The organism is Bacteroides sp. HMSC067B03 (assembly GCF_001811315.1).
In the GTDB taxonomy this organism is placed as follows: Bacteria; Bacteroidota; Bacteroidia; order Bacteroidales; family Bacteroidaceae; genus Bacteroides; species Bacteroides faecis.
Genome location: NZ_KV804329.1, coordinates 45,732 through 68,286, shown reverse-complemented (window position 1 = coordinate 68,286; position 22,555 = coordinate 45,732). Strand labels below are relative to the sequence as shown.

Annotated in this window: 17 protein-coding genes and 2 tRNA genes; 6 read left to right on the top strand and 13 right to left on the bottom strand. The window is 42.0% G+C overall.

What is annotated here, in order from left to right:
- Positions 1-51: 51 nt before the first annotated feature.
- On the bottom strand, positions 52-321 hold the full coding sequence (gene rpsO / locus HMPREF2794_RS08220; RefSeq protein WP_010535607.1) for a 30S ribosomal protein S15: 270 nt from the start codon (positions 319-321) through the stop codon (positions 52-54).
- Between the two features lie 157 nt (positions 322-478).
- Between rpsO and typA the strand changes: the two genes are divergently transcribed.
- Positions 479-2,278, top strand: a complete 1,800-nt coding sequence (gene typA, locus HMPREF2794_RS08215) for a translational GTPase TypA (RefSeq protein ID WP_010535608.1) — start codon at positions 479-481, stop codon at positions 2,276-2,278.
- Positions 2,279-2,318: 40 nt separating this feature from the next.
- Here typA and HMPREF2794_RS08210 read toward each other — a convergent pair whose 3' ends face one another.
- From HMPREF2794_RS08210 to pckA, 4 genes are all read right to left on the bottom strand, one after another.
- Positions 2,319-3,647, bottom strand: coding sequence for a MutS-related protein (locus HMPREF2794_RS08210; protein ID WP_010535609.1), 1,329 nt, complete (start codon positions 3,645-3,647; stop codon positions 2,319-2,321).
- 82 nt (positions 3,648-3,729) lie between these two features.
- Positions 3,730-4,254, bottom strand: a complete 525-nt coding sequence (locus tag HMPREF2794_RS08205) for a chromate transporter (protein ID WP_010535610.1) — start codon at positions 4,252-4,254, stop codon at positions 3,730-3,732.
- On the bottom strand, positions 4,251-4,808 hold the full coding sequence (locus HMPREF2794_RS08200) for a chromate transporter (RefSeq protein WP_010535611.1): 558 nt from the start codon (positions 4,806-4,808) through the stop codon (positions 4,251-4,253). The genes HMPREF2794_RS08205 and HMPREF2794_RS08200 overlap by 4 nt, the downstream gene beginning before the upstream one ends.
- A gap of 124 nt (positions 4,809-4,932) precedes the next feature.
- Positions 4,933-6,540, bottom strand: coding sequence for a phosphoenolpyruvate carboxykinase (ATP) (pckA, locus tag HMPREF2794_RS08195; RefSeq protein ID WP_010535612.1), 1,608 nt, complete (start codon positions 6,538-6,540; stop codon positions 4,933-4,935).
- Between the two features lie 281 nt (positions 6,541-6,821).
- Between pckA and upp the strand changes: the two genes are divergently transcribed.
- Complete coding sequence (upp, locus tag HMPREF2794_RS08190) at positions 6,822-7,475, top strand: uracil phosphoribosyltransferase (protein WP_010535613.1); 654 nt, start codon at positions 6,822-6,824, stop codon at positions 7,473-7,475.
- A gap of 28 nt (positions 7,476-7,503) precedes the next feature.
- On the opposite strand, the gene HMPREF2794_RS08185 is transcribed toward upp, so the two are convergent.
- The 4 genes from HMPREF2794_RS08185 to HMPREF2794_RS08170 are packed head-to-tail and all read right to left on the bottom strand — an operon-like array spanning position 7,504 to position 12,505.
- Positions 7,504-8,376, bottom strand: coding sequence for a helix-turn-helix domain-containing protein (locus tag HMPREF2794_RS08185; protein ID WP_010535614.1), 873 nt, complete (start codon positions 8,374-8,376; stop codon positions 7,504-7,506).
- Positions 8,377-8,420: 44 nt separating this feature from the next.
- Positions 8,421-10,058: a hypothetical protein gene (locus HMPREF2794_RS08180; protein ID WP_055269596.1), complete on the bottom strand. Its 1,638-nt coding sequence runs from the start codon at positions 10,056-10,058 to the stop codon at positions 8,421-8,423.
- 5 nt (positions 10,059-10,063) lie between these two features.
- On the bottom strand, positions 10,064-11,155 hold the full coding sequence (locus HMPREF2794_RS08175; protein WP_010535616.1) for an HlyD family secretion protein: 1,092 nt from the start codon (positions 11,153-11,155) through the stop codon (positions 10,064-10,066).
- Between the two features lie 24 nt (positions 11,156-11,179).
- Positions 11,180-12,505: a TolC family protein gene (locus HMPREF2794_RS08170; protein ID WP_070751316.1), complete on the bottom strand. Its 1,326-nt coding sequence runs from the start codon at positions 12,503-12,505 to the stop codon at positions 11,180-11,182.
- Between the two features lie 297 nt (positions 12,506-12,802).
- Between HMPREF2794_RS08170 and HMPREF2794_RS08165 the strand changes: the two genes are divergently transcribed.
- The gene (locus tag HMPREF2794_RS08165) at positions 12,803-13,372 is read left to right on the top strand and encodes a hypothetical protein (protein ID WP_070751315.1); all 570 of its coding nucleotides are present in this window, start codon (positions 12,803-12,805) and stop codon (positions 13,370-13,372) included.
- A 141-nt stretch (positions 13,373-13,513) separates the two neighbouring features.
- On the opposite strand, the gene HMPREF2794_RS08160 is transcribed toward HMPREF2794_RS08165, so the two are convergent.
- Positions 13,514-16,045 (bottom strand): YfhO family protein, encoded by a 2,532-nt coding sequence (locus HMPREF2794_RS08160; protein WP_070751314.1) that lies wholly within the window; start codon positions 16,043-16,045, stop codon positions 13,514-13,516.
- 118 nt (positions 16,046-16,163) lie between these two features.
- On the bottom strand, positions 16,164-17,582 hold the full coding sequence (gene ahcY / locus HMPREF2794_RS08155) for an adenosylhomocysteinase (protein WP_070751317.1): 1,419 nt from the start codon (positions 17,580-17,582) through the stop codon (positions 16,164-16,166).
- A gap of 184 nt (positions 17,583-17,766) precedes the next feature.
- Here ahcY and HMPREF2794_RS08150 point away from each other — a divergent pair, with 184 nt between their 5' ends.
- Positions 17,767-19,338 carry a PAS domain-containing sensor histidine kinase gene (locus HMPREF2794_RS08150; protein ID WP_070751313.1) on the top strand — a complete coding sequence of 524 codons (1,572 nt, stop codon included), beginning with the start codon at positions 17,767-17,769 and terminating at the stop codon, positions 19,336-19,338.
- Positions 19,339-19,415: 77 nt separating this feature from the next.
- On the opposite strand, the gene HMPREF2794_RS08145 is transcribed toward HMPREF2794_RS08150, so the two are convergent.
- Both HMPREF2794_RS08145 and HMPREF2794_RS08140 read right to left on the bottom strand, forming a co-directional pair.
- Positions 19,416-21,113, bottom strand: a complete 1,698-nt coding sequence (locus HMPREF2794_RS08145) for a S41 family peptidase (protein ID WP_070751312.1) — start codon at positions 21,111-21,113, stop codon at positions 19,416-19,418.
- Between the two features lie 44 nt (positions 21,114-21,157).
- Positions 21,158-22,147 (bottom strand): adenosine kinase, encoded by a 990-nt coding sequence (locus tag HMPREF2794_RS08140; RefSeq protein ID WP_010535624.1) that lies wholly within the window; start codon positions 22,145-22,147, stop codon positions 21,158-21,160.
- Positions 22,148-22,225: 78 nt separating this feature from the next.
- Between HMPREF2794_RS08140 and HMPREF2794_RS08135 the strand changes: the two genes are divergently transcribed.
- Positions 22,226-22,299: transfer RNA gene (locus HMPREF2794_RS08135), tRNA-Asn, on the top strand.
- Positions 22,300-22,327: 28 nt separating this feature from the next.
- Positions 22,328-22,401, top strand: a tRNA-Asn gene (locus HMPREF2794_RS08130).
- Positions 22,402-22,555 lie beyond the last annotated feature (154 nt).

The following is a 22,555-nucleotide window of genomic DNA, read 5'->3' as shown; positions in this document are numbered from 1 at the left end:
TGTGCCTTAGTTTTGACACAGCCCCTTTTTAATCTTTTCGCGGCAAGTAGATTACTTACGCAAACCAAGTTCTTTAACAATACCACGATATCTTGCGATATCTTTAGCTTTCAGGTAGTTAAGCAAACGACGACGTTTTGCTACCAACATTGTTAAAGCTCTCTCTGTACTATAATCTTTTCTGTTGAGCTTCATGTGCTCAGTCAGATGAGAAATACGGTAGGAAAACAAAGCTATCTGCGCCTCAGTTGAGCCAGTATCAGAGTTAGACTTCCCGTACTTTCCAAAGATTTCTTGCTTTTCAGCTGCGTCTAAATACATAATTTTTAGAATTTTTATATAGTAAATTATTCTTTTGAGCGTGCAAAGATAGACATTATCTTTATATCTCACAACGTTTTACAAGAAAAAAAATGTAGTTATAGCATATATTTCTAATCCTATTTTCGTACCTTTGCCGCCAAATAATAGGTATTATATGCAAAATATTCGAAACATTGCAATCATTGCCCATGTTGACCATGGGAAAACAACGCTGGTTGACAAGATGTTGTTGGCAGGAAATCTATTCCGCAACAATCAAAATAGTGGTGAACTTATCCTGGATAACAACGACCTGGAACGTGAACGTGGTATAACGATCCTTTCTAAAAATGTATCCATCAACTACAACGGTACTAAAATTAACATCATTGATACTCCGGGACACAGCGACTTCGGTGGTGAAGTAGAACGTGTATTGAATATGGCAGATGGCTGTATTCTGCTAGTCGATGCTTTCGAAGGCCCGATGCCCCAAACACGTTTCGTTCTTCAGAAAGCACTGGAAATCGGTTTGAAACCAATTGTGGTAGTTAATAAGGTAGATAAGCCCAACTGCCGTCCGGAAGAAGTTTACGAAATGGTATTTGATCTGATGTTCAGCCTCAACGCAACGGAAGACCAGCTGGACTTCCCCGTTATTTACGGTTCTGCCAAGAATAACTGGATGAGTACAGACTGGCAAAAGCCTACAGAAACCATTACCCCGTTACTGGACTGTATTATCGAAAACATCCCGGCTCCCAAACAACTGGAAGGAACTCCGCAGATGTTAATCACTTCACTGGATTATTCTTCTTATACCGGTCGTATCGCTGTAGGTCGTGTACACCGCGGTACCCTGAAAGAAGGAATGAACATTACGCTTGTAAAACGCAATGGCGACATGTTCAAATCTAAAATTAAAGAACTTCATGTATTTGAAGGTTTGGGACGCGTAAAAACCAATGAAGTTTCATCAGGAGATATTTGCGCATTGGTAGGTATCGAAGGATTTGAGATCGGAGATACTGTCTGCGATTTCGAAAATCCGGAAGCATTGCCGCCAATCGCCATCGACGAGCCGACGATGAGTATGTTATTTGCCATCAATGACTCTCCGTTCTTCGGAAAAGACGGTAAGTTCGTTACCTCACGCCACATCCACGATCGTCTGATGAAAGAGCTTGATAAGAATCTGGCACTTCGCGTAAGAAAGAGTGAAGAAGACGGCAAATGGATCGTTTCCGGTCGTGGCGTACTTCATCTTTCTGTATTGATCGAGACCATGCGCCGCGAAGGATACGAATTGCAGGTAGGCCAGCCACAGGTTATCTTTAAAGAAATAGACGGCGTTAAGTGCGAACCGATTGAAGAATTGACAATCAACGTGCCGGAAGAATATTCAAGCAAGATTATTGATATGGTGACCCGCCGTAAAGGTGAAATGGTGAAGATGGAAAATACGGGCGAACGTATCAACCTTGAGTTTGATATGCCTTCGCGTGGTATCATCGGTCTTCGTACCAACGTACTGACTGCTTCTGCCGGTGAAGCTATCATGGCACACCGTTTCAAAGAATACCAGCCGCACAAAGGAGAAATCGAACGCCGTACCAACGGTTCTATGATTGCCATGGAAAGCGGAACCGCTTTTGCTTATGCTATCGATAAATTACAGGACCGCGGTAAGTTCTTCATCTTCCCGCAAGACGAAGTATACGCAGGCCAGGTAGTAGGAGAGCACTCTCATGACAACGACCTGGTTATCAACGTTACAAAATCCAAGAAGCTCACCAACATGCGCGCTTCCGGATCTGATGATAAAGTTCGTCTGATTCCGCCCGTTCAGTTCTCACTTGAGGAAGCACTGGAGTACATCAAAGAAGATGAATATGTAGAAGTGACTCCGAAAGCAATGCGTATGCGCAAAGTTATTCTGGATGAAATCGAACGTAAACGTGCGAACAAATCGTAAGCAATCGCTTTAAATAAGTTAAAAGCCCGCCAGATGAGATCTAGCGGGCTTTTTCTATCTCAAGTTCATGCATATTCAACAGCTTCTTTACAATCCAATACCCAACCCTGGCTTCCGATATTCCTTTCAGCAACCGATGAGGGCATACAAAATTATCCTCCTTGATTTCGGCCTCCATATAGTAGAAGCAACAGGAGCAATCATGTTCAAATGCTTTTGCATACTCGAGAATATGCGTCGATATCAGAAAATGACAATGTGGAAAGTCTCTCAATAATTCATTGACTGCAACGGAAGCCTCAAACGCATCTTTCGCATTTGTTCCCCGAAACATTTCATCCAGCACCACCAAGCACTTCTTCCCGCTTCCCACTTTTATCAGTATTTCTTTAATCCGAAGTACCTCTGCCATAAAGTGGCTCCGCCCGTCTCTCAGAGAGTCCGGTAAATTTATAGAAGTATAGATACCTTCATAAACCGGACAAGTCATCGACTCGGCAAAAACGGGTAATCCGCAATGAGCCAGCCAAACAGCCAGAGTCAATGCCTTTAGCGTAGTAGACTTTCCCGCCATATTGGAACCGGTAAAAAGCGAGATATTCCCCTGAAACATGTCCCAATTATTTCGCTGCGCATTCTTCACAAACGGATGCACGACTCCCTCTACAGAAAACTCCATTGCTTGTACCATCTTAGGAGTACAATTAAGCTTCTTTTCTTTTGCAACCCGATGGGCCGTTCTGCAAACATCCAGTAAATAAATAATGGATAACAACTCTTTGACAGACAAAAGACGGGTGGAACGAAACAGATAATCATATTTATCAATAGCATAAATCGATAAGCGGGCTTTTTCATCAGAAGTTTGCTCCAGCACTTCTTCCAGTTCACTTCCATGCAAAATACTCCGCACAGTACAGGCAGCCTCCTTCAACAATTTAGGCATATCACTCCTCGCCCCTGTCACCCATTCTTCCAAACGATGCAACATGAGAATAACGAGTTTCACTCCTCTGCAAATAACATAACGATTAGGATCGTATCTCACCAGACGGTCAATAAGTCCGGCACATGTAAATAGAATATTATTTCTCCTTATCTGATCGCGGTAACCTAGATAATATTCGATAAAATCCAGTTCCTCCTCATTTAGGGGAAGATCCGGCAGAAACTCCCAGTCGATTGCTTTCTGACGTTTACAGATCGTCTCCCAGTCACTCAACGGATACATAATCCACTCCAGCATCAGAGATTTCCCCTGTTTCGTTTCTGTTTTCAGAAACAAGGAACAAAGAGGTTGCTCGTCATACACGCTTTCCGTTATGCTTAAATCCGCACAGGTTTGCTTATCGGTATCCAGATACACCATAATTCTGTTTCTTAGTCCAACTTTCACAAAAATAGACAAAGTAATGACAGACAAGCAATAACGTTTCTTATAATAAGTTTTTTTAATACAAGATTACTCCTGCCACACCTGCCAGGCAGATCAGCAGAATAGGATGCAAATCCCATTTCCATGTAATAAAGAAAGCTGCCGCAAAGATTCCTATACTTTTATAATCAATAAAGTTCTCTCTGTTCATCATCAATAAGGCAGCTGAAGCAATCAATGCCACCGACATAGGAAGTAAGCCGGACATCGCTGCTTTAATATATTTATTATCCTTACACTTCGCGAAAAAATAAGAGATCAGTAAAACCAATATGAAGGAAGGCAAACAAACTGCCACAGTAGCAAGCACCGCTCCCCATACACTTTGTGTCACTGCATAGCCTACATAAGTAGCACTGTTAATGCCAATAGGTCCCGGAGTCATTTGAGAAATCGCCACTACATCCGTAAATTGCTGGGGAGTCAGCCAGTGGTGGAGATCTACAATTTCATGCTGGATAAGTGAAAGCATAGCATAACCACCTCCGAAACCAAACGTACCTATTTTCAGATACACCCAAAGTAACTGCCAATATATCATGCCTTTATATCTTTAATCTTATCTTTCAACCATAGCGTATATACCAACCCTCCGGCAATTCCCGCCAGTACTACATAAACAGGAGAAAGCCCGAATTGCCAGATCAAGACAGTAGCAATCACAGGGGCTACCAGTTGTACATACTTCAATTTCAAAGCTCTGACCGCAGATATACAGGGAAACAGAATCAACGCTACTACTGCCGGACGTATCCCATTAAAAATACGAATCATTACCTCATTATCCTGAAAACGGGCAAAGAACATGGCAATCAGCATCATTATAGCAAAAGAAGGCAGAATAGTCGCCAATGCACATACCAGACTTCCGCTTACTTTATGAAGTTTATAACCCACGAAAATGGAAATATTTACTGCAAAAACACCGGGGAGTGATTGAGTCAAGGCAAACATTTCCATAAATTCTTCCTTGCTCATCCAGTTTTTCTTTACTATTTCACGTTCTATCAAAGGAATCATGGCATAGCCTCCGCCAATAGTAAACATACCAATTTTTGCGAACGTATAAAAGAGTTTTAAATAAGTAATAATCATTTCTTTGTCAGCGTTTTATCGGATATAATTCAGATTAACAAAGATACGGAATTACCTTCATATTAACAAAAAAAGACGGCTCCTTTCGGAACCGCCCAGTTTTGCATTACATATCTATGTTCGATTAGAGCTTCGGACCAGCAGCAACTAAAGCCTTACCAGCTTCGTTACCTGTAAACTTAGCGAAGTTCTTGATGAAACGTCCAGCCAAATCTTTTGCTTTTTCTTCCCATTGGCAAGCACATTCGTAAGTGTCGCGTGGGTCAAGGATCTTCGGATCAACACCCGGAAGTTCTGTAGGAACAACAAAGTCGAAGAAAGGAATAACCTTAGTAGGAGCTTTGTCGATAGAACCGTCAAGGATAGCATCGATGATACCACGAGTATCTTTGATAGAAATACGTTTGCCAGAACCATTCCAACCTGTATTAACCAAGTATGCCTTAGCACCAGTCATTTCCATCTTCTTCACCAATTCTTCAGCATATTTAGTCGGGTGCAATGACAAGAAAGCAGCACCAAAGCAAGCAGAGAATGTCGGAGTCGGTTCAGTGATACCACGTTCTGTACCAGCCAATTTAGCTGTAAATCCAGACAGGAAGTAGTATTGAGCTTGTTCCGGATTTAGGATAGATACCGGAGGCAATACACCAAATGCATCAGCTGACAAGAAGATAACTTGTTTAGCGTGCGGACCTTTAGAAATAGGCTTAACGATATTTTCGATGTGATAGATAGGATAAGAAACACGAGTATTTTCAGTTACACTCTTATCCGTGAAGTCGATTTTACCATCAGCAGCCACAGTTACGTTTTCAAGTAAAGCATCACGTTTGATAGCGTTGTAGATATCCGGTTCACTTTCTTTATCCAGGTTGATAACTTTAGCATAGCAACCACCTTCGTAGTTGAATACGCCTTCGTTATCCCATCCGTGTTCGTCGTCACCGATCAACTTACGTTTCGGGTCAGTAGACAAAGTAGTCTTACCTGTACCAGATAAACCGAAGAAGATAGCTGAACTAGTTCCTTCCATATCTGTATTAGCAGAACAGTGCATAGAAGCGATACCACGAAGCGGGTTCATATAGTTCATGATAGAGAACATGCCTTTCTTCATTTCACCACCATACCAAGTATTCAGGATAACTTGTTCTTTAGTCTTCAAATTGAAAACAGTAGCAGTTTCAGAGTTCAAACCAAGCTCTTTGTAGTTATCAACTTTTGCTTTAGAAGCGTTGAAACATACAAAATCAGGTTCTCCATAGCTAGCAAGTTCTTCTGCAGTCGGACGGATAAACATGTTAGTTACGAAGTGAGCCTGCCAAGCTACTTCCATGATGAAACGTACTTTCATACGAGTTGCTTCGTTAGCACCGCAGAAAGTATCAACAACAAACAAACGTTTGCCAGACAATTGTTTAACAGCTTTAGCCTTCAAGTCAGTCCAAGCTTCTTCTGTACAAGGTTTGTTGTCGTTTTTATATTCGTCAGAAGTCCACCATACTGAATCAGCAGAAGCTTCATTCTTAACGAAGAATTTATCTTTAGGAGAGCGACCGGTATAGATACCTGTCATTACATTAACAGCGCCTAATTCTGTTACTTGACCTTTTTCAAAGCCTTCCAGACCCGGTTTTGTTTCTTCAGCGAACAAAACATCATAAGACGGATTGTGCAGGATTTCAGTTACACCTGTAATACCGTACTTGCTCAAATCTAAATTTGCCATTTTCTTTTGAATTAATTAAAATTGGTATTTTGTTTTATTATCTCTTTCCAGCTTAAAGAAAGGAGCTTTGGATGCCCCTTGTAAATCCGGGTACAAAAGTAATACTTTCTTTGAAAAGGAAGAAGGGATTAGAGAAATTTTTCCCTAATTGAATCTCTTTTATAAATTCCTAACAATATCTGCAAACTGAATATTGCAATTTGAAAGATTATCGTTTACTTTGCAAGCCAGTATGTTGTCAATACGATGAAAATGAGATTAAATTATGATTAAACTATAATATGAAAGTAATTGATTTTAGCCAAACAAATTCGATTCTAAACCAGTACATATCCGAAATCAGAAATGTAGAAGTTCAGAACGACCGCCTGCGTTTCCGCCGTAATATTGAACGGATCGGAGAAATCATGGCCTACGAAATGAGCAAAGAGTTCCGATACTCTGTAAAAAACATCCAGACACCACTAGGTATTGCTCCCGTCAGCACACCGGACAACCAGCTTGTCATCAGCACCATTCTCCGCGCCGGTCTTCCTTTTCACCAGGGTTTTCTAAGTTATTTCGACGGGGCGGAAAACGCATTCGTCTCTGCCTATCGTAAATATAAGGACACACTGAAGTTTGATATACACATAGAATATATCGCTTCTCCCCGTATTGATGACAAAACGCTGATTATCACTGACCCAATGCTGGCTACAGGCGGCAGCATGGAGCTAAGCTACCAGGCAATGCTCACCAAAGGTCATCCAGCCGAAATTCACGTAGCGTCCATCATTGCCAGCCAACACGCAATCGAACATATTATGAATGTATTTCCCGAGAACAAAACAACCATCTGGTGCGCGGCCATCGATCCTGAAATCAACGAACATTCCTACATTGTGCCGGGACTGGGCGACGCAGGCGATCTGGCTTACGGAGAAAAAGAATAACAGTCAATACAGGAGAAAACTTTTCCCATTAAAGGTTCCTCCTATATTGTTGAGGCGACATCCCCATTTGCTTCTTAAAGAATGTGCCGAAATAAGAAGCATTGGGGAAGTTTAATTCATTAGATATCTCCAGAATGTCTTTCTGTGTATTTTTGAGTAATGAGATCGACTTACGAATAATAGCTTTAAAGACAAGCTCCTGTACTGTATATCCGCAAATATTCTTGGCAAGCGCAGACAGGTACTTGGGAGACAGACAAAGCTTATCTGCATAGAATCCGACTCCACGTTCCTTCATATAATATTGCTCTATGAGTTGAATCAGCCGGACAAAGATTTCATTTTTTCTTCCCCCGGTTTCTTGCCCTACACTGATCAGTTTACGATTGTGAATAGAACAGATCCGATATGTAAGGGCCAGCAAAAGGAGTTTTCTTTCATAAAGGTTGAACACACTCTCCTCCATTTCCAGAGCACTGTCCAGCAAAGACATGTATTTTACGATTTCATTTTCTTCCCCAGTAGTCCACACATAGCAAGGTTCCGGAATAAGTTGTGAATACATATACATGGAAACAACCGAATTACCGATAATATCCCGTATAGGCTGGATCTGATAGGCAAGAATAAATACCTCCATATCTTCGGATTCCTGAAGCACCTGGAAATGCGAATCTTCCGGGATAAAGAGAGTTTCGCCGGCGTTTGCCCGAAATAAGCGTTGATTCAACGCAAACTGAAAATTTCCCTGCCGACAGATAATCAGCCCAAGCCCCCTCATGAGAAAGAGTTTCTTTAAAGAAGACGGAAAGGCGTTCAGCACTCCCCTCGAACTACAGATATTGTTCCCACTCAATAAATCCCGGTCCAGTTGTAACAAACGTTCCTGAAAGGTATTCATAATAACAAAACACTTATAATCTGATTACTATTTGAAAAACAATACTAAGTTAGCAATTTTCGTTTGGGGTAAGGCACAACGAGCACAAAAATCATACAAATAACACCAGCATAAATAGTCCATCCCGCCATTTCTTTCACAGCAGAGAGTGTTGCCTGTACTTGTATCCGCCCTTTGACGGACATAGCAGCCATATTATGTGCTTCCGTTTCACTCTTTCCCTGATATTGCATTCCCTGCACAGTATTGCTATAGGAGGAGGAAGCTTCCGGATTGACCAGATCTACATTTTGCGCATAACGGGTTATATAATGTTGCTGCCGCTCCTGCAATACATTCGAATAGATTGCCCCTCCAATGCCCGGGCCCAGCACCATGCGCACGGTAAGCATAATGCAGATCCAGGTAGAAAGATATTTGAAAGGCATCCGCTGATTGGCATAAGCCGCTGTCAACGCATATAGAATCATCATCCCGATGGTACGGATAATCACAGGATATTTCATTCGCTCGTAAAGTCCGGCTGTCTGCACCTCAAAATACATAAATCCTGCCGATAACACCAAAAAGAAAAAGCCAAGAGCAAAAAGATATTTCAGATGTACCCCTTTAGACCCCAACACAATAGAAATCAAGGCACCTATAAAATAACCAACCATGCACCAGTTTGCCAATGATGCATTCTGCAAATTATCCAAGTGCATCCCAACCCCTGCATACACATTGACAAACATCGCACTGGAATTAATAATCATCAGTAGTAAATAAAGCAAAGCTCCCATACGAATCGTACGTAGCCGCAGCGCTCCCAATATAAAATAAGAGGATCGCCGGGTAGCATCCATATAAAGAAAAATACCGGCAAAAAGAATACTGACTGCCGTTGCCCAACAAATAGACTGATCATCATACCAGTCCAGCACCTTGCCATAAACCAACACATAAGTGATGCACGTCAATGATATACAAAAGGCAGTTACATTGCCGAACTTACGGAAATTGATCGGAAAGCGTCCGGTAAAGCCATGATTAGGCATCGTAATAAACAGGATCAAAATGGAAAGCAGCAGAATGCCCATCATAAAATAGTATACATATTTCCATTCGTATTCGAAAGCCAGCCAAGCCGTCAGCGCTGTGCCCATTTGCCCCAAAATCATAAAAAACAGATAAACTACCGGCTGGCTGACACATTTCTCTATATCCAGCTTATCCCATCCCGCCGCATCTTTCGGCTCCATGCCGGGAGTGATATTACGCGTTGCCTCCATACCAAAAGCATATTTAATCAATGTAAACAGATTGACCATCATCAGCACCATACGCAGGAACCCTGTCAGCAGACTACAAAGCGCCAGCAAAAAGATACTGTCAGTTTTGGCACACACATAACTGAAAACATACATAAGTGCAAAGCCACCTATGCACATCAGCTTCTCCCGGCGTATGCAAACCAGTTCATACAAAAAAGGAGCAAACGCTGCCATACCGATAGAGGTCACAAAATTAGCAAACTGAATATGCTCGGAAATAATGCCTAAGCCGCTCATCATCTCGGTACTGTTTACAGAATAAACTCCGCCTACTGAAAGAATGGGCAGGAAAAAGAACAATAGGATGATAATACCTACCGGTTTGGGCACCCAATTGTAAAAAGGATAATTTCTAGGACATGAAGGCATGATCATCAGAGTTTAGCTTTTACTACTACCATCATACCTGCCGCCAACTTATCATTATCTTCTTTCGACAAATCCGTGAAATCAATACGGACAGGAATACGCTGCTGTATCTTTACGAAGTTTCCTGCTGAATTATCCGTTGGCACCAGTGAATATTTGGAACCAGTCGCTCCGGAAATAGCAGTCACTTTGCCTGTAAACTCTTTCTTACTGATAGCATCTACCGTGATGGCAACTTCCTGCCCGATACGCAGATTCTCAATCTGCGTTTCTTTATAATTAGCAATAATCCATTTTTGGGTATCCGGAAGGATATACGTAATGCATTGTCCTGCTGTAATAAACTGTCCCTCCTCTAACGAACGCCGGCCCAACTTGCCATCACAAGGAGCCAATACAACTGTATATGAAAGATTGAGCCGTGCCATCTCAAGCGCAGCCGTCGCACGCTGAATAGCAGCTTCCGTATTCTCACGACGATGAGAAACTTCATTCACTCCTGAAAGAGCTGCTTCCCGTTGACGCTTTGTCGCTTCCAGCTTCTTGAAGGTAGCTTCATATTCGGTCGCAATCTGTTCCAACTGGATAGGTGTGGCCGCATTTCGTTTGACCAGATTTTCATAGCGTTGCCGGTCCTTCTCCAATTTTGCCAGCCGGATTTCTATTTCGGCAATAGAAGCATCATATACAGATGCAGTTGTTTGCGTAGTCTGCAAGGTCGCATTTATCACAGTAGCGCCTGCCTGCGCATCTTTCAATGCAGCTTCAGCTTCCATCACCCGGATTTTATATTCGCGGTCATCCAGCACCAGCAATGTATCCCCTTTGTGCACCTGCTGATGTTCTGTGAAATAAATCTTATTAATATAGCCTGATGCACGCAGATTGACAGGCGACACATATTGCTCTATCTGTGCATCATTACTGGTCTCTGTCTGCTTATAGCCCAGAAAGAGAAAAACAACTTCAATCACTCCCCAAACGATAATAGCGACTCCAAATAAACTTACTATTATCTGCCAACGACGTAATTTTCTCATCTTCTTAGCTTTCTCCTGATGTGTACCGGAGACTGTATTTTTTTCCATTGTTTCCATATGAATGATTCAATTAGTTATCTATTATTTGAACAGGGACGCTATCTGTCCGGTCAACTTCAACAACATCAGGTTAGTCACCCGATAGTTATAATGTGCGCTAATGTAATTATTCTGTGCTTCACTCATCCGCATTCCATCTTGCAGCACCTCAGTCATCGATGTGATTCCTTCCCTGTAACGGTCAGTAGTAACTGCATACACTTCTTCGGCAAGCAGATAATTGTCTTTCTGCTTTTTAAAGTTGCGTTGGTTGTTCATCAAATCATTGACTGCATTCAGATATTGCGTATGCAGGTTCTTCCGTATGTCCAACTGCGAAAGTTTCATCATTTCAATATCAATCATCGCTTTCCGGATCTTGTATTTCTTATCCAGACCGTCGAAGATAGGAATACGCAAAGTCAACCCCACTCCATAAGAACGGAACCAATGATTAGACGGACCGGAATGGAACCAATGATAAGCCTCATCCGTATAAGCAGCAAACCTCCAGTTCCCCGTCAGATTGAGAGAAGGAATATAACCATTACTTATCAACCGTTTCTGCCTCTCTGCCAGCTGTACCTGCGATTGAAGCAACTGAAGTTCATACAGATTTTCCGATAATCCGGTCAACGCTACCGTAGCAATACTATCCGTATTGACCGGTAATAATCCAATCTCCTTCTCTGCCGGATAATCCATGATATATTTCAGCATATTCAGCTGTTGTGTCATCATCGCCTGCGCATTGTCATACTGCACTTTCAGGTTTTCAAGATTGATATTCACCCGCTTCAGGTCAACTTCCATTGCCATTCCATTATCGAAAAAGGCCTGAGTGATATCTCTCAATTCCTCCAATCGGGTAATATTGGCTTTTATCAATGCGATCTGCTCCGCGGTAACTTGCCCCAGATAATACATTTTACTAATCTGCAAGATTAAATCTTCTCTTGCCTTTTCGTACGAAAGCCGGCTCATCTCATCCACAATTTCTGCAATAGAAATCGAAGTGTAAAGAGTCTGATTATAAAGTGGCATCTGTAATTCCAGTCCGACATTGGCACCATATTGCAGTGTCCGGGTGATATTATATGGCACTCCATAAGAAGAACCGTCAGTCACGGAGACAGGCGGATCGATGTTATCATTGAAATTAGCAAAACCATTGATCTGCGGCAACAATTTCACCCGATTCTCTGAAACACCATACTTACTTTTTTGCATTGCTTTTCGTTTGCCCTGCAACGAGAGATTATTTTCAATCCCTATACGAAGGCAGTTCTCCAGAGTCAGAACATTCTGTGCACTCCCACCGATAACAGGCAGGCAAAAAAAGGAAAAAATGAACAATAGTCTTTTCATAATAATCGTTCTATAATCAGGCACAAATTTAATGGCTTAGGATAAAATGAGACTATCCATAAATCAACTGTTTATGTTCACATTTTCCTTTTTTCAACCTTCGTTTCTTTCTTGAAACAGGATGGTGTCACTATCCGGCACTCATAGTGACACCATCCGACAAGGATGCTTACACTATCATCATAGGATAGTGACACCATGTTTTATAGATAAAACTCCGTTCTTTGTCGATTTCATTTTCATCTATTTCAACTACTACTTAACTTTGGAATATGAAACCAATTAACAGCAAAAAGAATGAAAAGAAACATGAGACTAATAGGGCTTGCTGCCTGCCTGATAAGTTGCAGCAGTCTGGCTGTGGCACAAGACCATCCGGAACCACAGGAAAGACAGCAGTATGAGCAACGCCTTCCACACGAAGTTCCGAATCCTGAAAAGATAGCAACTCAAATGACTGACAGGATGCAAGAGTCACTTCAACTGACAGAAAAGCAATACAAGAAAATCTATAAGCTGAATCTGAAAGAGCAGAAAGAACATTTCAAAGCTATGCAAAACTCCGGCGAACAACGTCCGCCAATGGGAGGTCCGGGCATGAGAGGCGGTCGCCCGCCAATGGGCGGTAGCGAACCGCCGATAATGGGCGAAGGAAACTTTCCCGACGATATGGGGGAACGTCCTATGATGAACAAAGAACAGAATGTTGAAGATATACAAAAGAAAGCCGCAGAAGCTAAAAAGAAAAAGATAAAAAAAATTCTGACTCCGGAACAATATGCAAAGTGGCAAACCGAACAGGCTACTGCCCGCCAAAAGGCCCCTCAGATGAGGATGCATAAAGGCAATCATACGAATAAAATTTGAAAATTCTAACTATTTAAACATATAACAGCGTTTGTTTTTCATAATTTTTTAGTGAATGCATAAGCGGCTCTCTTCGGGATGAAGGGAGCCGCTTTAAATATATAGTATAAATATACAAGTCTTTGAGATCAGACAGTAGAATTAAGACTTTTCAATCTCATCTTTCTTTTGGGGAACTAACTTCTTCTTGCTAAACCAAATCAACACCATCACTCCGATCAGCAATAACGCCAACGATGCATAAGCTATACTTTCCGTCACATGCAAGCTCTGCGGATCAAACCACATCTCAATAGTATGCTTACCCGCAGGTACATTCATTACACGCAAAATATAGTCAGCGCGAGCAATATCTGCCGGCTGTCCGTCAATCTTTGCCTGCCAGCCCGGATAATATATCTCAGAAAAAACAACTACCCCATCTTTGGCAGAAGAAGTCTCATATACCAAGCGATTCGGTTCGTAGCTGGTCAGACGAATAGTAGATAAGGAGTCTTTATAACCTTCCGTTACGCCCTTCAACTGATCCTTAAATTTCGCATCGACCACAACTGTTTCCGTCGGAAGAATATCATTCAGCGCATCAATCTCTTCATTCGCATTATTGACATACTGCACCTTATCCACAAACCAAGCATTGCCGTACGCATAAGGATTCTCGACAGGAATTGTCTGTCCTTGCTCACCGGCAGGGAAGATAAAGTACTTCGTGTTCAGCATATTCAGCACCCGGAATTTAGAAGCATCCACACTATCCATCGCACCACCAGCGGCAGCAACCTCCTGATAGGCATCCTTCATTTCCGGAGTTATATGGTGATCAATCATTTCCTGATAACGACGCAACTTGGCTGCATGATAACCACCAACACTCTTATGCCAGTATGAAGTATTATTTTCATTGAAAGTATTATTGGGGAATCCTACGAAATTCAATACCCGATAATTCAAAGCCGTATCCTGAAGGATCATCTCATCTGTCTGAGTTTTAACAAATGCCCCTGTCTGTCTGGACTTCGGTACAAATTGTTCATCATTCAAATAGCGTTTATTGACAGTCCACATATCCACCAGACAAAGAATTGCAATACCGGCCACAGCCAGAGAAGCCTTCAACTTTTTCTGCTGATAGAGGAATAGCAAGAAACATCCTACGACTATAATAAAGAAACTACGCCATGCATCTGTTGTCAACATCGCCTTGCGCATTTCTGCCAAATTAGCAACGATCGGAGATAGATACTCAGCAGGCAGCCCTTGCTGTAGAGCCGACATTTCCTGTGCCGGAATATAGCTGGAGAAGAAAACTCCCGGAGCAACTGCCAAAATCAGCGAAACACCGGCCGTCAGCGCCAGAGTAATAATTACACCTGTCCGATTCTCTTTCCCCTTCAAGATTTCCGGTTTAGTCAAGACCTCTTTTAAAGCAAAGATCGCTAACAGTGGAATCGTAAATTCAGCAATAACCAAAATGGAAGATACGGCACGGAACTTATTATACATGGGTATATAGTCGATAAAAAAGTCCGTTAAACCCATAAAGTTCTTTCCCCACGAAAGCAGGATAGAAAAGATTGTAGCTCCCAGCAAGGCCCATTTCAGCGGTCCTTTCACAATAAAACATCCCAGTATGAACAAAAACAGAACAAAAGCTCCCACATATACCGGACCGGAAGTCATAGGCTGATCGCCAAAATACTGTGTTAACTGCGAATAAATGCTGCTATACATCGGATTCGCTTTTGCCATCGCTGTCTCATTCTTTGCCAAAGGAACCGACGCTCCTCCCTTTACGTTCGGCACCAGCAAAGTAAGCGTTTCACCAATTCCATAACTCCAGTTCGTAATATAGTTACGGTCCAGCCCACTACTAGTCTGATTGGCGGCAGGGCCTTCCTGTTTCAGTTCACTCTTCCCCCGCATTGTCTCCTTACTATACTCATAAGTATGATATAGATTAGAAAGATTGGCACATACTCCTATTGCCGCAGCTAATATCAGAACAGCACTCGCTTTGAAAAAATGTGGAAGTTCCTTTTTCTTATAAGCATCCTCAAAGTAAGCTCCTACAAAAAACAGGATGACGAACATGAAGTAATAGCTCATCTGAATATGGTTCGACTGAATCTGAAGCGCGATGAACAGAGCCGTTATAATTCCTCCCAACAGATATTTTTTCCGATAAGCCAGCACAATACCGGCAATCGTAGGCGGAATATAAGCCAATGTGACAAATTTCCATATATGCCCTGCCGATATCAGGATAAAGAAATAAGAAGAGAAGGCCCAGATGATTCCTCCTAAAGCAGACAGCCAGACAGATAGCCCAAATGCCCGCAAAAGGATATAGAACCCAAGCATCATAATGAAAGTCAACACTACATAGGGCGGAAGATACAAATGATAGATGTTTTCTATCCACTTCAGCGGTTTGGTAGAATCATAACTCGGAGACATCTGGTAGGTAGGCATACCTCCAAAAAGAGAATTTGTCCAGCGGGTACGTTCCCCTGTACGTTCAAGATATTCCTGAGCTTCTTGACCGGCTCCCACTCCAGCCACCGTATCGTGCTGAAACAAAATACGACCTTCAATATCAGCCGGAAAAAAATAAGCAAAAGAAAGAATGATAAAAGCTAAAATAGCAATTAAGTCGGGAAGGAACTTCTTCATAAAATTGACAATTGACAATTGACAATTGACAATTGAAGGTCAACAATAGCAGCCCGGCAGGTCACACCTCCTATATAGCTGCCCATTGTCATTTGTCAACTGTCAATTGTCAATTAAATTAGTATCTATAATGTTCAGCCTTATAAGGTCCGTCTACCGATACACCGATATAAGCGGCCTGTTCAGGAGTCAGTTTCGTCAGTTTCACACCGATCTTTTCGAGATGCAGGCGGGCTACTTCTTCATCCAGATGTTTCGGCAAGCGATATACATTTACTTCGTATTTCTTGTTGAACAACTCGATCTGAGCCAACGTCTGATTGGTAAATGAATTACTCATCACAAACGACGGATGTCCTGTTGCGCATCCCAGATTCACCAGACGACCGTCAGCCAGCAAAAGTATACTGTGACCATCCGGGAAATAATAGCGGTCTACCTGCGGCTTGATGTTTACACATTTGATACCCGGGTAATGTTTCAGAGCATCTACCTGAATTTCATTATCGAAGTGTCCGATGTTACATACAATTGCCTGATCTTTCATTTTCTCCATGTGGTCGATACGAATGATATCAATATTACCCGTAGTAGTCACAAAGATATTACCTTCGGCACAGGCATCTTCCATTGTCACAACTTCGAAACCTTCCATTGCAGCCTGTAGTGCACAGATCGGATCTACTTCCGTCACAAGTACGCGTGCTCCGTAAGAACGCATTGAATGTGAACATCCCTTACCCACATCACCATAGCCACATACGACAACTACCTTACCGGCAATCATCACATCGGTTGCTCTCTTGATACCGTCAGCCAATGATTCGCGACATCCGTACAGGTTATCAAACTTAGACTTTGTCACTGAATCGTTCACATTAAATGCCGGGAACAGCAGTTTGCCTTCTTCCTGCATCTGATACAAACGGTGTACACCGGTCGTCGTCTCCTCCGACACACCACGCATTTCTTCAGCTACACGATGCCAGCGGGTCTTATCTTCAGCCAGCACTTTTTTCAGAATGGCATTCAATTCTATTTCATCTTCTGCATGTACTTCCTTATCCAGCACGGCAGCATTCTTCTCAGCATCATAACCGACATGAATCATCATAGTAGCATCACCACCATCGTCTACAATTACATTCGGACCTTTTCCACCAGGGAAGTTCAGGGCTTGCAACGTACACCACCAATAGTCGGCGAGATTCTCACCTTTCCAGGCAAATACCGCAACCCCGGAAGCAGCAATCGCAGCAGCTGCATGATCCTGAGTTGAATATATATTACATGAGCACCAGCGCACTTCCGCGCCCAGCGCAACCAATGTTTCAATCAGTACGGCGGTCTGGATGGTCATGTGCAATGATCCCATGATACGGGCACCTTTTAACGGTTTGGATTCTCCATACTTTTCGCGAAGAGCCATCAGGCCGGGCATTTCTTTTTCTGCCAAATCGATTTCCTTGCGTCCGAAGTCAGCAAGCGTAATATCTGCCACTTTATAAGGCAGCGCAGAGAATAATTCTGTAGACATATTGTAAATCATTTAAAATATAATTGGTGCAAAGATAGAACATTCTGATTAGTAGGACAAAAGCTATCCTTCTTTTTTATATTATAATAACTTGGGAGTTCGGTCGTTTCTTGAATTTTTATTCTATATTTGCAACATAAAAATGCATTTTTCACAACCATAAAACTGTTATTATTTATCTCCTATGGAGGATTACAACAACAAGACAAAAGCGGAGCTGTTAGAAATTATACAAAATCTCGAGAAAAAAGTAGAGCAACTCTCCTCCGAATCAGCCTCTGGCAGAAAAGAACGTTTTCGAGACAGATATTCCAAACGTATATTAGACAATCTGCCTGATATGCTTACTGTTCTCGACCGCAATGCCAACATTGTGGAACTGGTATCCTCTCCATCCACCAATCACGTAGAAGGCACTACAGCAGACAGTATCACCCGATCCAATATAAAAGATATTCTTCCGGAAGATGCGTATAATAACATACGCAGAAATATGGAAAAAGTATTCAGCACCGGAAAGAGTGCTATCGCCCGGCATGACTTAATGCAGGATGGCGTATCACATCACTACGAACACTGGCTTTCTCTGCTCGACAAAGAATACCTGTTATGCATGTGCCGTGATGTTTCGCAACTCTGGGAAACAGAGCAAACCAATGCCGAACAACAAAATGAGATTATGCGGCTCAACTCACTAATGCAAGCCATCGTGAATAATGTTCCCGTATATCTGTTCGTCAAAGATTCCGGAAATGATTTCAGATACTTATACTGGAATAAAACTTTTGCCGACTACTCCGGAATCCCCATCGAGAAAGCTATCGGCAGAAATGATTTTGAGATTTTTAAACGGACGGAAGATATGGAGAAATTCCGCCTTGACGATATGAAGGTACTTAAAGAAGGGAAACTGGATTATTTTGAAGAATACATGGCCGCTACCGGAGAAATCCGTACAATAACCACCATGAAACGCCTTGTACCTTCCAATAACGAACATCCCTATATTATCGGTATCTCGTGGGATATCACAGAAATTAAGAAAACGGAGAAAGCACTGGACGCAGCCCGTATCAAGGCCGAAGAAGCAGACCGGTTAAAATCGGCTTTCCTGGCAAACATGAGTCACGAAATTCGTACACCACTGAATGCGATTGTAGGATTCTCTAAATTGATATCCAGCACAAACAACGAAAATGAAAAGATGCAGTATGCTGAAATCATTGAAAGAAATTCAGATATGCTGCTGAATCTTTTTAACGATATTCTCGATTTATCCAGCCTGGAAGCCGGCTCTCTTAAATTCAATATTCAGCCCATCAAAATACTGGACATCTGTCTGCAATTAGAACAACAATATGTCCATAAAGCCCAAACAGGCGTACAACTGATTCTGGATGGAGGAGATGCCAACACATTCATATCCGCTGACTGGAACCGAACGATACAAATCATAAGCAACCTGCTTAGCAATGCCGTTAAATTTACCCCGAAAGGAGAAATCCATTTCGGTTTTCTCAATAAAGAGAGTTTTGTAGAATTTTATGTGAAAGATACCGGCATCGGCATTCCGGCAGAAAGAGCTGCTACCATTTTCCAGCGTTTTGGCAAAGTGGACGACTTCGCCCAAGGTACCGGACTGGGACTCACACTCTGTAAGATATTGGTAGAAAGGATGGGTGGACACATCCGGGTATATTCAAAAGAAAACGAAGGCACAACCTTCTATTTCACACTTCCGTTAGCCAACCAGTAAATACGTATATATGTTGCAGAAAGCGGTGAGTATTGTAAAGATACTCACCGCTTTCTGTATTTATCAAAAAATGATCGTTACTTCTTTTCTTCTTTCGCCACCGACACACTTAGCATTTCTTTATATTTCGCAGGATCATTCAGTATCTTTATCGCTTCCTGCAAATCATCATCGTCTTTCAGCTGCTCAATAATACCACCTCTCTGATAATAATAACGCTTGATTATTTCATTAGCAATCATTCTCTTGATATCCTTAGAGAAATAGTCCAAATCACGGTCGAGGTTATGGTTCAACTTCTTTTCCAGAGCTTTAAACTCTTCAGCAGCATCTGTCATGTAGCCTTCAAACTCAGCAGCCTCTTTCAATGTTTTCAAAATCTTCTCACTTTGCTGATCATATTTGAAGTCTGCTTTTTTCACTAATGCCTTGAAATCATTATAATCAGCATCCGTCACTACAAATTTTTCAGGAGCAGCAACAGTAGGGTGCTTCAAACAGTATTGAGTCGCATAATCAAAAATCAGATTATCACGTACCAGATAGAACAGGATATTCGGTAGTTTCTCCTGCTTGACAGTAATATCAGGCATCACACCACCTCCATCACGCACTTCACGACCGGCAGCCGTATAAAACACCTTGGTCAGGCTATCGGGAATGGTTCCCACACTTCCATCTTCATTCCGGTGTTTATAGTCGATCGCCTGCACACAGCGTCCGCTTGGGATATAATATTTGGAAGTAGTTACTTTCATCATTCCTCCATATGGCAGAGAACGAGGAACCTGAACAAGCCCTTTTCCAAATGTACGATTACCAATGATAACAGCACGATCCAAGTCTTGCAAAGACCCCGACAGGATTTCAGAAGCAGAGGCCGTACCACTGTTTACCAATACAGCGATCGGAATATCCAGATCCAACGGTTCACGCAGGGTCTTATAGGTATTACTTGCCTGTTTGGTCTTTCCTTTGGTCGTTACAATTACTTTTCCACGGGGCAGAAAATAATTAGCTATTTCAACTGCTTCATCCAACAGACCACCACCATTATTACGAAGGTCGATAACCAAAGAAGTAGCTCCTTGTTTCTTCAGATCCAGCAATGCCTTCTTAAAATCTTTGGAAGGATTACCGGAGAATGTGCTCAGACTGATATATCCCACCTTGTTATCCATCACAGCAGCATATGGAATGGCAGGTGTCTGAATAGACTCACGCACAATGGTGAACTCCATCGGTGTCTGACCACCTTTCTCATTAGGACGCTCTATTTTCAGTTTAAAACTTGTACCCGCTTGTCCGCGCAACATCTGGCTAACCTCTGAGTTATTCTTTCCGACAAGATCTTTTCCGTCTATTTCCATCAAGATATCTCCCGCTTTCAGTCCAACTTTGGCTGCCGGAGTCCCTTCGAACGGTTCGGCAATCATAGAGCGTTTCAACTTCGTATTATAAGTAATGAGGGAGCCAATACCTCCAAAGCTTCCTTTCACCATCTGTTCCAATTCGCTCTGATCTTCCTCCGGGTAATATTCTGTATAAGGGTCCAGCGAGAAAAGCATATTGTCAATCCCTTCACGAATAGTTTTATTCGGATCAATGGTATCCACGTAGAACATATCCAGTTCTTTCACAATCGCATTAAATGTATCCAGATTCTTGGCTATCTGGAAATTGCGGTCGTCTCCACTCTTAAAACTAAAGAAAGCTACCGTAGCTATTACAGCCACTCCCACAAGAGCTATCCGCCTATTCAGCAATTTTTTCATATATCTTTCATTAAATTGAGACGTAAAAGTAACTCAAACCTTGGTTATTCCGCCAGAACCTTGTTAATATTTAACTTAATTTCATCCCAGCGTTCCGGAGAGATTGTTGTTCCAATCACCTGAATAACATTTCCCGAGAGAATAGAACCTATTTTTGCACATTTCTCAAGCGAGTATCCACACGTCAGACCATACAAAAATCCGGAAGCAAAATAATCGCCTGCACCGGTCGTATCCCTTACTTTCTCAACCGGAATAGCCGACACTTTTATTTCTTCGGTGCCTTTACGAATATAAGATCCATTTGCTCCTACTTTCACAATAGCAATGCTACATTTCTTGGCAATCGCTCTCAATGCTTCTTCCGGTTCTTCACCAGTAAACGCTTTCGCTTCTTCCTCGTTTGCAAAAACGATATCGACATACTTATTTATTAATAAGGAAAAGAATTCCAGATCATTCGCCACAATATTGTAACTTGCCATGTCGAGACAAATTTGCAGTCCCGCTTCCTTGGCCAGCTCAATGGCATGAAGAATCATTTCGTGATCTTGAACCAAATAGCCCTCTATAAATAGATATGCATAACCTTTGAACATTTCCAATGTCAGATCTTCAGCTTTCAAAGAAGCAGCTGCTCCCAAGTAAGTGCCAAAAGTACGCTCTCCATCTGAAGAAATAAAAGTGGATGCCACTCCCGAAGGAAGATGTTCGGAGGTCAATAATTTGTCTTCAATATTATTTTTCTGCAGATTTTTCCGAAAAAAATCGCCATAATGATCATTTCCCACTTTTCCGATAAAGCCGGTTCCGGCACCCAGACAAGCGAGTCCAAGTATGGCATTTCCTGCCGATCCACCTGTTGCAAGATGCGTTTTCATCTGTGAAAATTTTGCGTTAATCTGCTGTAACTTAGCATCATCGATGAGTTGCATGCTTCCCTTAGGCAGTCCCATCTCGTCCAAGAGCATATCATCTTCCAGGGTTGCAAGTACGTCTACTAGGGCGTTGCCCAATCCTATTATTTTGTCCATTCTCGATATTTTTTTTTGCAAAGATATTGCATATTTCAAAAAAACCTACTACTTTTGCATCGCAATTGAGAAAAACATTCTTCCTTAGCTCAGTCGGTTAGAGCATCTGACTGTTAATCAGAGGGTCCTTGGTTCAAGTCCAAGAGGAAGAGCAAAGTTGAAAATCTTAGTTGCAAACATTCTTCCTTAGCTCAGTCGGTTAGAGCATCTGACTGTTAATCAGAGGGTCCTTGGTTCAAGTCCAAGAGGAAGAGCAAAAAAGAGGTGTATCGAAAGATATGTCTCTTTTTTGCTCTATCTAATTAAAGCAAGATGCTAATCTAGTAAACCTTTTCACTGTTTTAAAAGAAGCAAATAGAAGAAAAATTCATAATGTGATATTTAAAAAGGATGCTCTTATTTGCAAGA

Bases quoted from the DNA above. Each gene is read 5' to 3' on its own strand.
- rpsO (WP_010535607.1), bottom strand. From the start codon at position 321: ATGTATTTAGACGCAGCTGAAAAGCAAGAAATCTTTGGAAAGTACGGG.
- typA (WP_010535608.1), top strand. From the start codon at position 479: ATGCAAAATATTCGAAACATTGCAATCATTGCCCATGTTGACCATGGG.
- HMPREF2794_RS08210 (WP_010535609.1), bottom strand. From the start codon at position 3,647: ATGGTGTATCTGGATACCGATAAGCAAACCTGTGCGGATTTAAGCATA.
- HMPREF2794_RS08205 (WP_010535610.1), bottom strand. From the start codon at position 4,254: ATGATATATTGGCAGTTACTTTGGGTGTATCTGAAAATAGGTACGTTT.
- HMPREF2794_RS08200 (WP_010535611.1), bottom strand. From the start codon at position 4,808: ATGATTATTACTTATTTAAAACTCTTTTATACGTTCGCAAAAATTGGT.
- pckA (WP_010535612.1), bottom strand. From the start codon at position 6,540: ATGGCAAATTTAGATTTGAGCAAGTACGGTATTACAGGTGTAACTGAA.
- upp (WP_010535613.1), top strand. From the start codon at position 6,822: ATGAAAGTAATTGATTTTAGCCAAACAAATTCGATTCTAAACCAGTAC.
- HMPREF2794_RS08185 (WP_010535614.1), bottom strand. From the start codon at position 8,376: ATGAATACCTTTCAGGAACGTTTGTTACAACTGGACCGGGATTTATTG.
- HMPREF2794_RS08180 (WP_055269596.1), bottom strand. From the start codon at position 10,058: ATGCCTTCATGTCCTAGAAATTATCCTTTTTACAATTGGGTGCCCAAA.
- HMPREF2794_RS08175 (WP_010535616.1), bottom strand. From the start codon at position 11,155: ATGGAAACAATGGAAAAAAATACAGTCTCCGGTACACATCAGGAGAAA.
- HMPREF2794_RS08170 (WP_070751316.1), bottom strand. From the start codon at position 12,505: ATGAAAAGACTATTGTTCATTTTTTCCTTTTTTTGCCTGCCTGTTATC.
- HMPREF2794_RS08165 (WP_070751315.1), top strand. From the start codon at position 12,803: ATGAAAAGAAACATGAGACTAATAGGGCTTGCTGCCTGCCTGATAAGT.
- HMPREF2794_RS08160 (WP_070751314.1), bottom strand. From the start codon at position 16,045: ATGAAGAAGTTCCTTCCCGACTTAATTGCTATTTTAGCTTTTATCATT.
- ahcY (WP_070751317.1), bottom strand. From the start codon at position 17,582: ATGTCTACAGAATTATTCTCTGCGCTGCCTTATAAAGTGGCAGATATT.
- HMPREF2794_RS08150 (WP_070751313.1), top strand. From the start codon at position 17,767: ATGGAGGATTACAACAACAAGACAAAAGCGGAGCTGTTAGAAATTATA.
- HMPREF2794_RS08145 (WP_070751312.1), bottom strand. From the start codon at position 21,113: ATGAAAAAATTGCTGAATAGGCGGATAGCTCTTGTGGGAGTGGCTGTA.
- HMPREF2794_RS08140 (WP_010535624.1), bottom strand. From the start codon at position 22,147: ATGGACAAAATAATAGGATTGGGCAACGCCCTAGTAGACGTACTTGCA.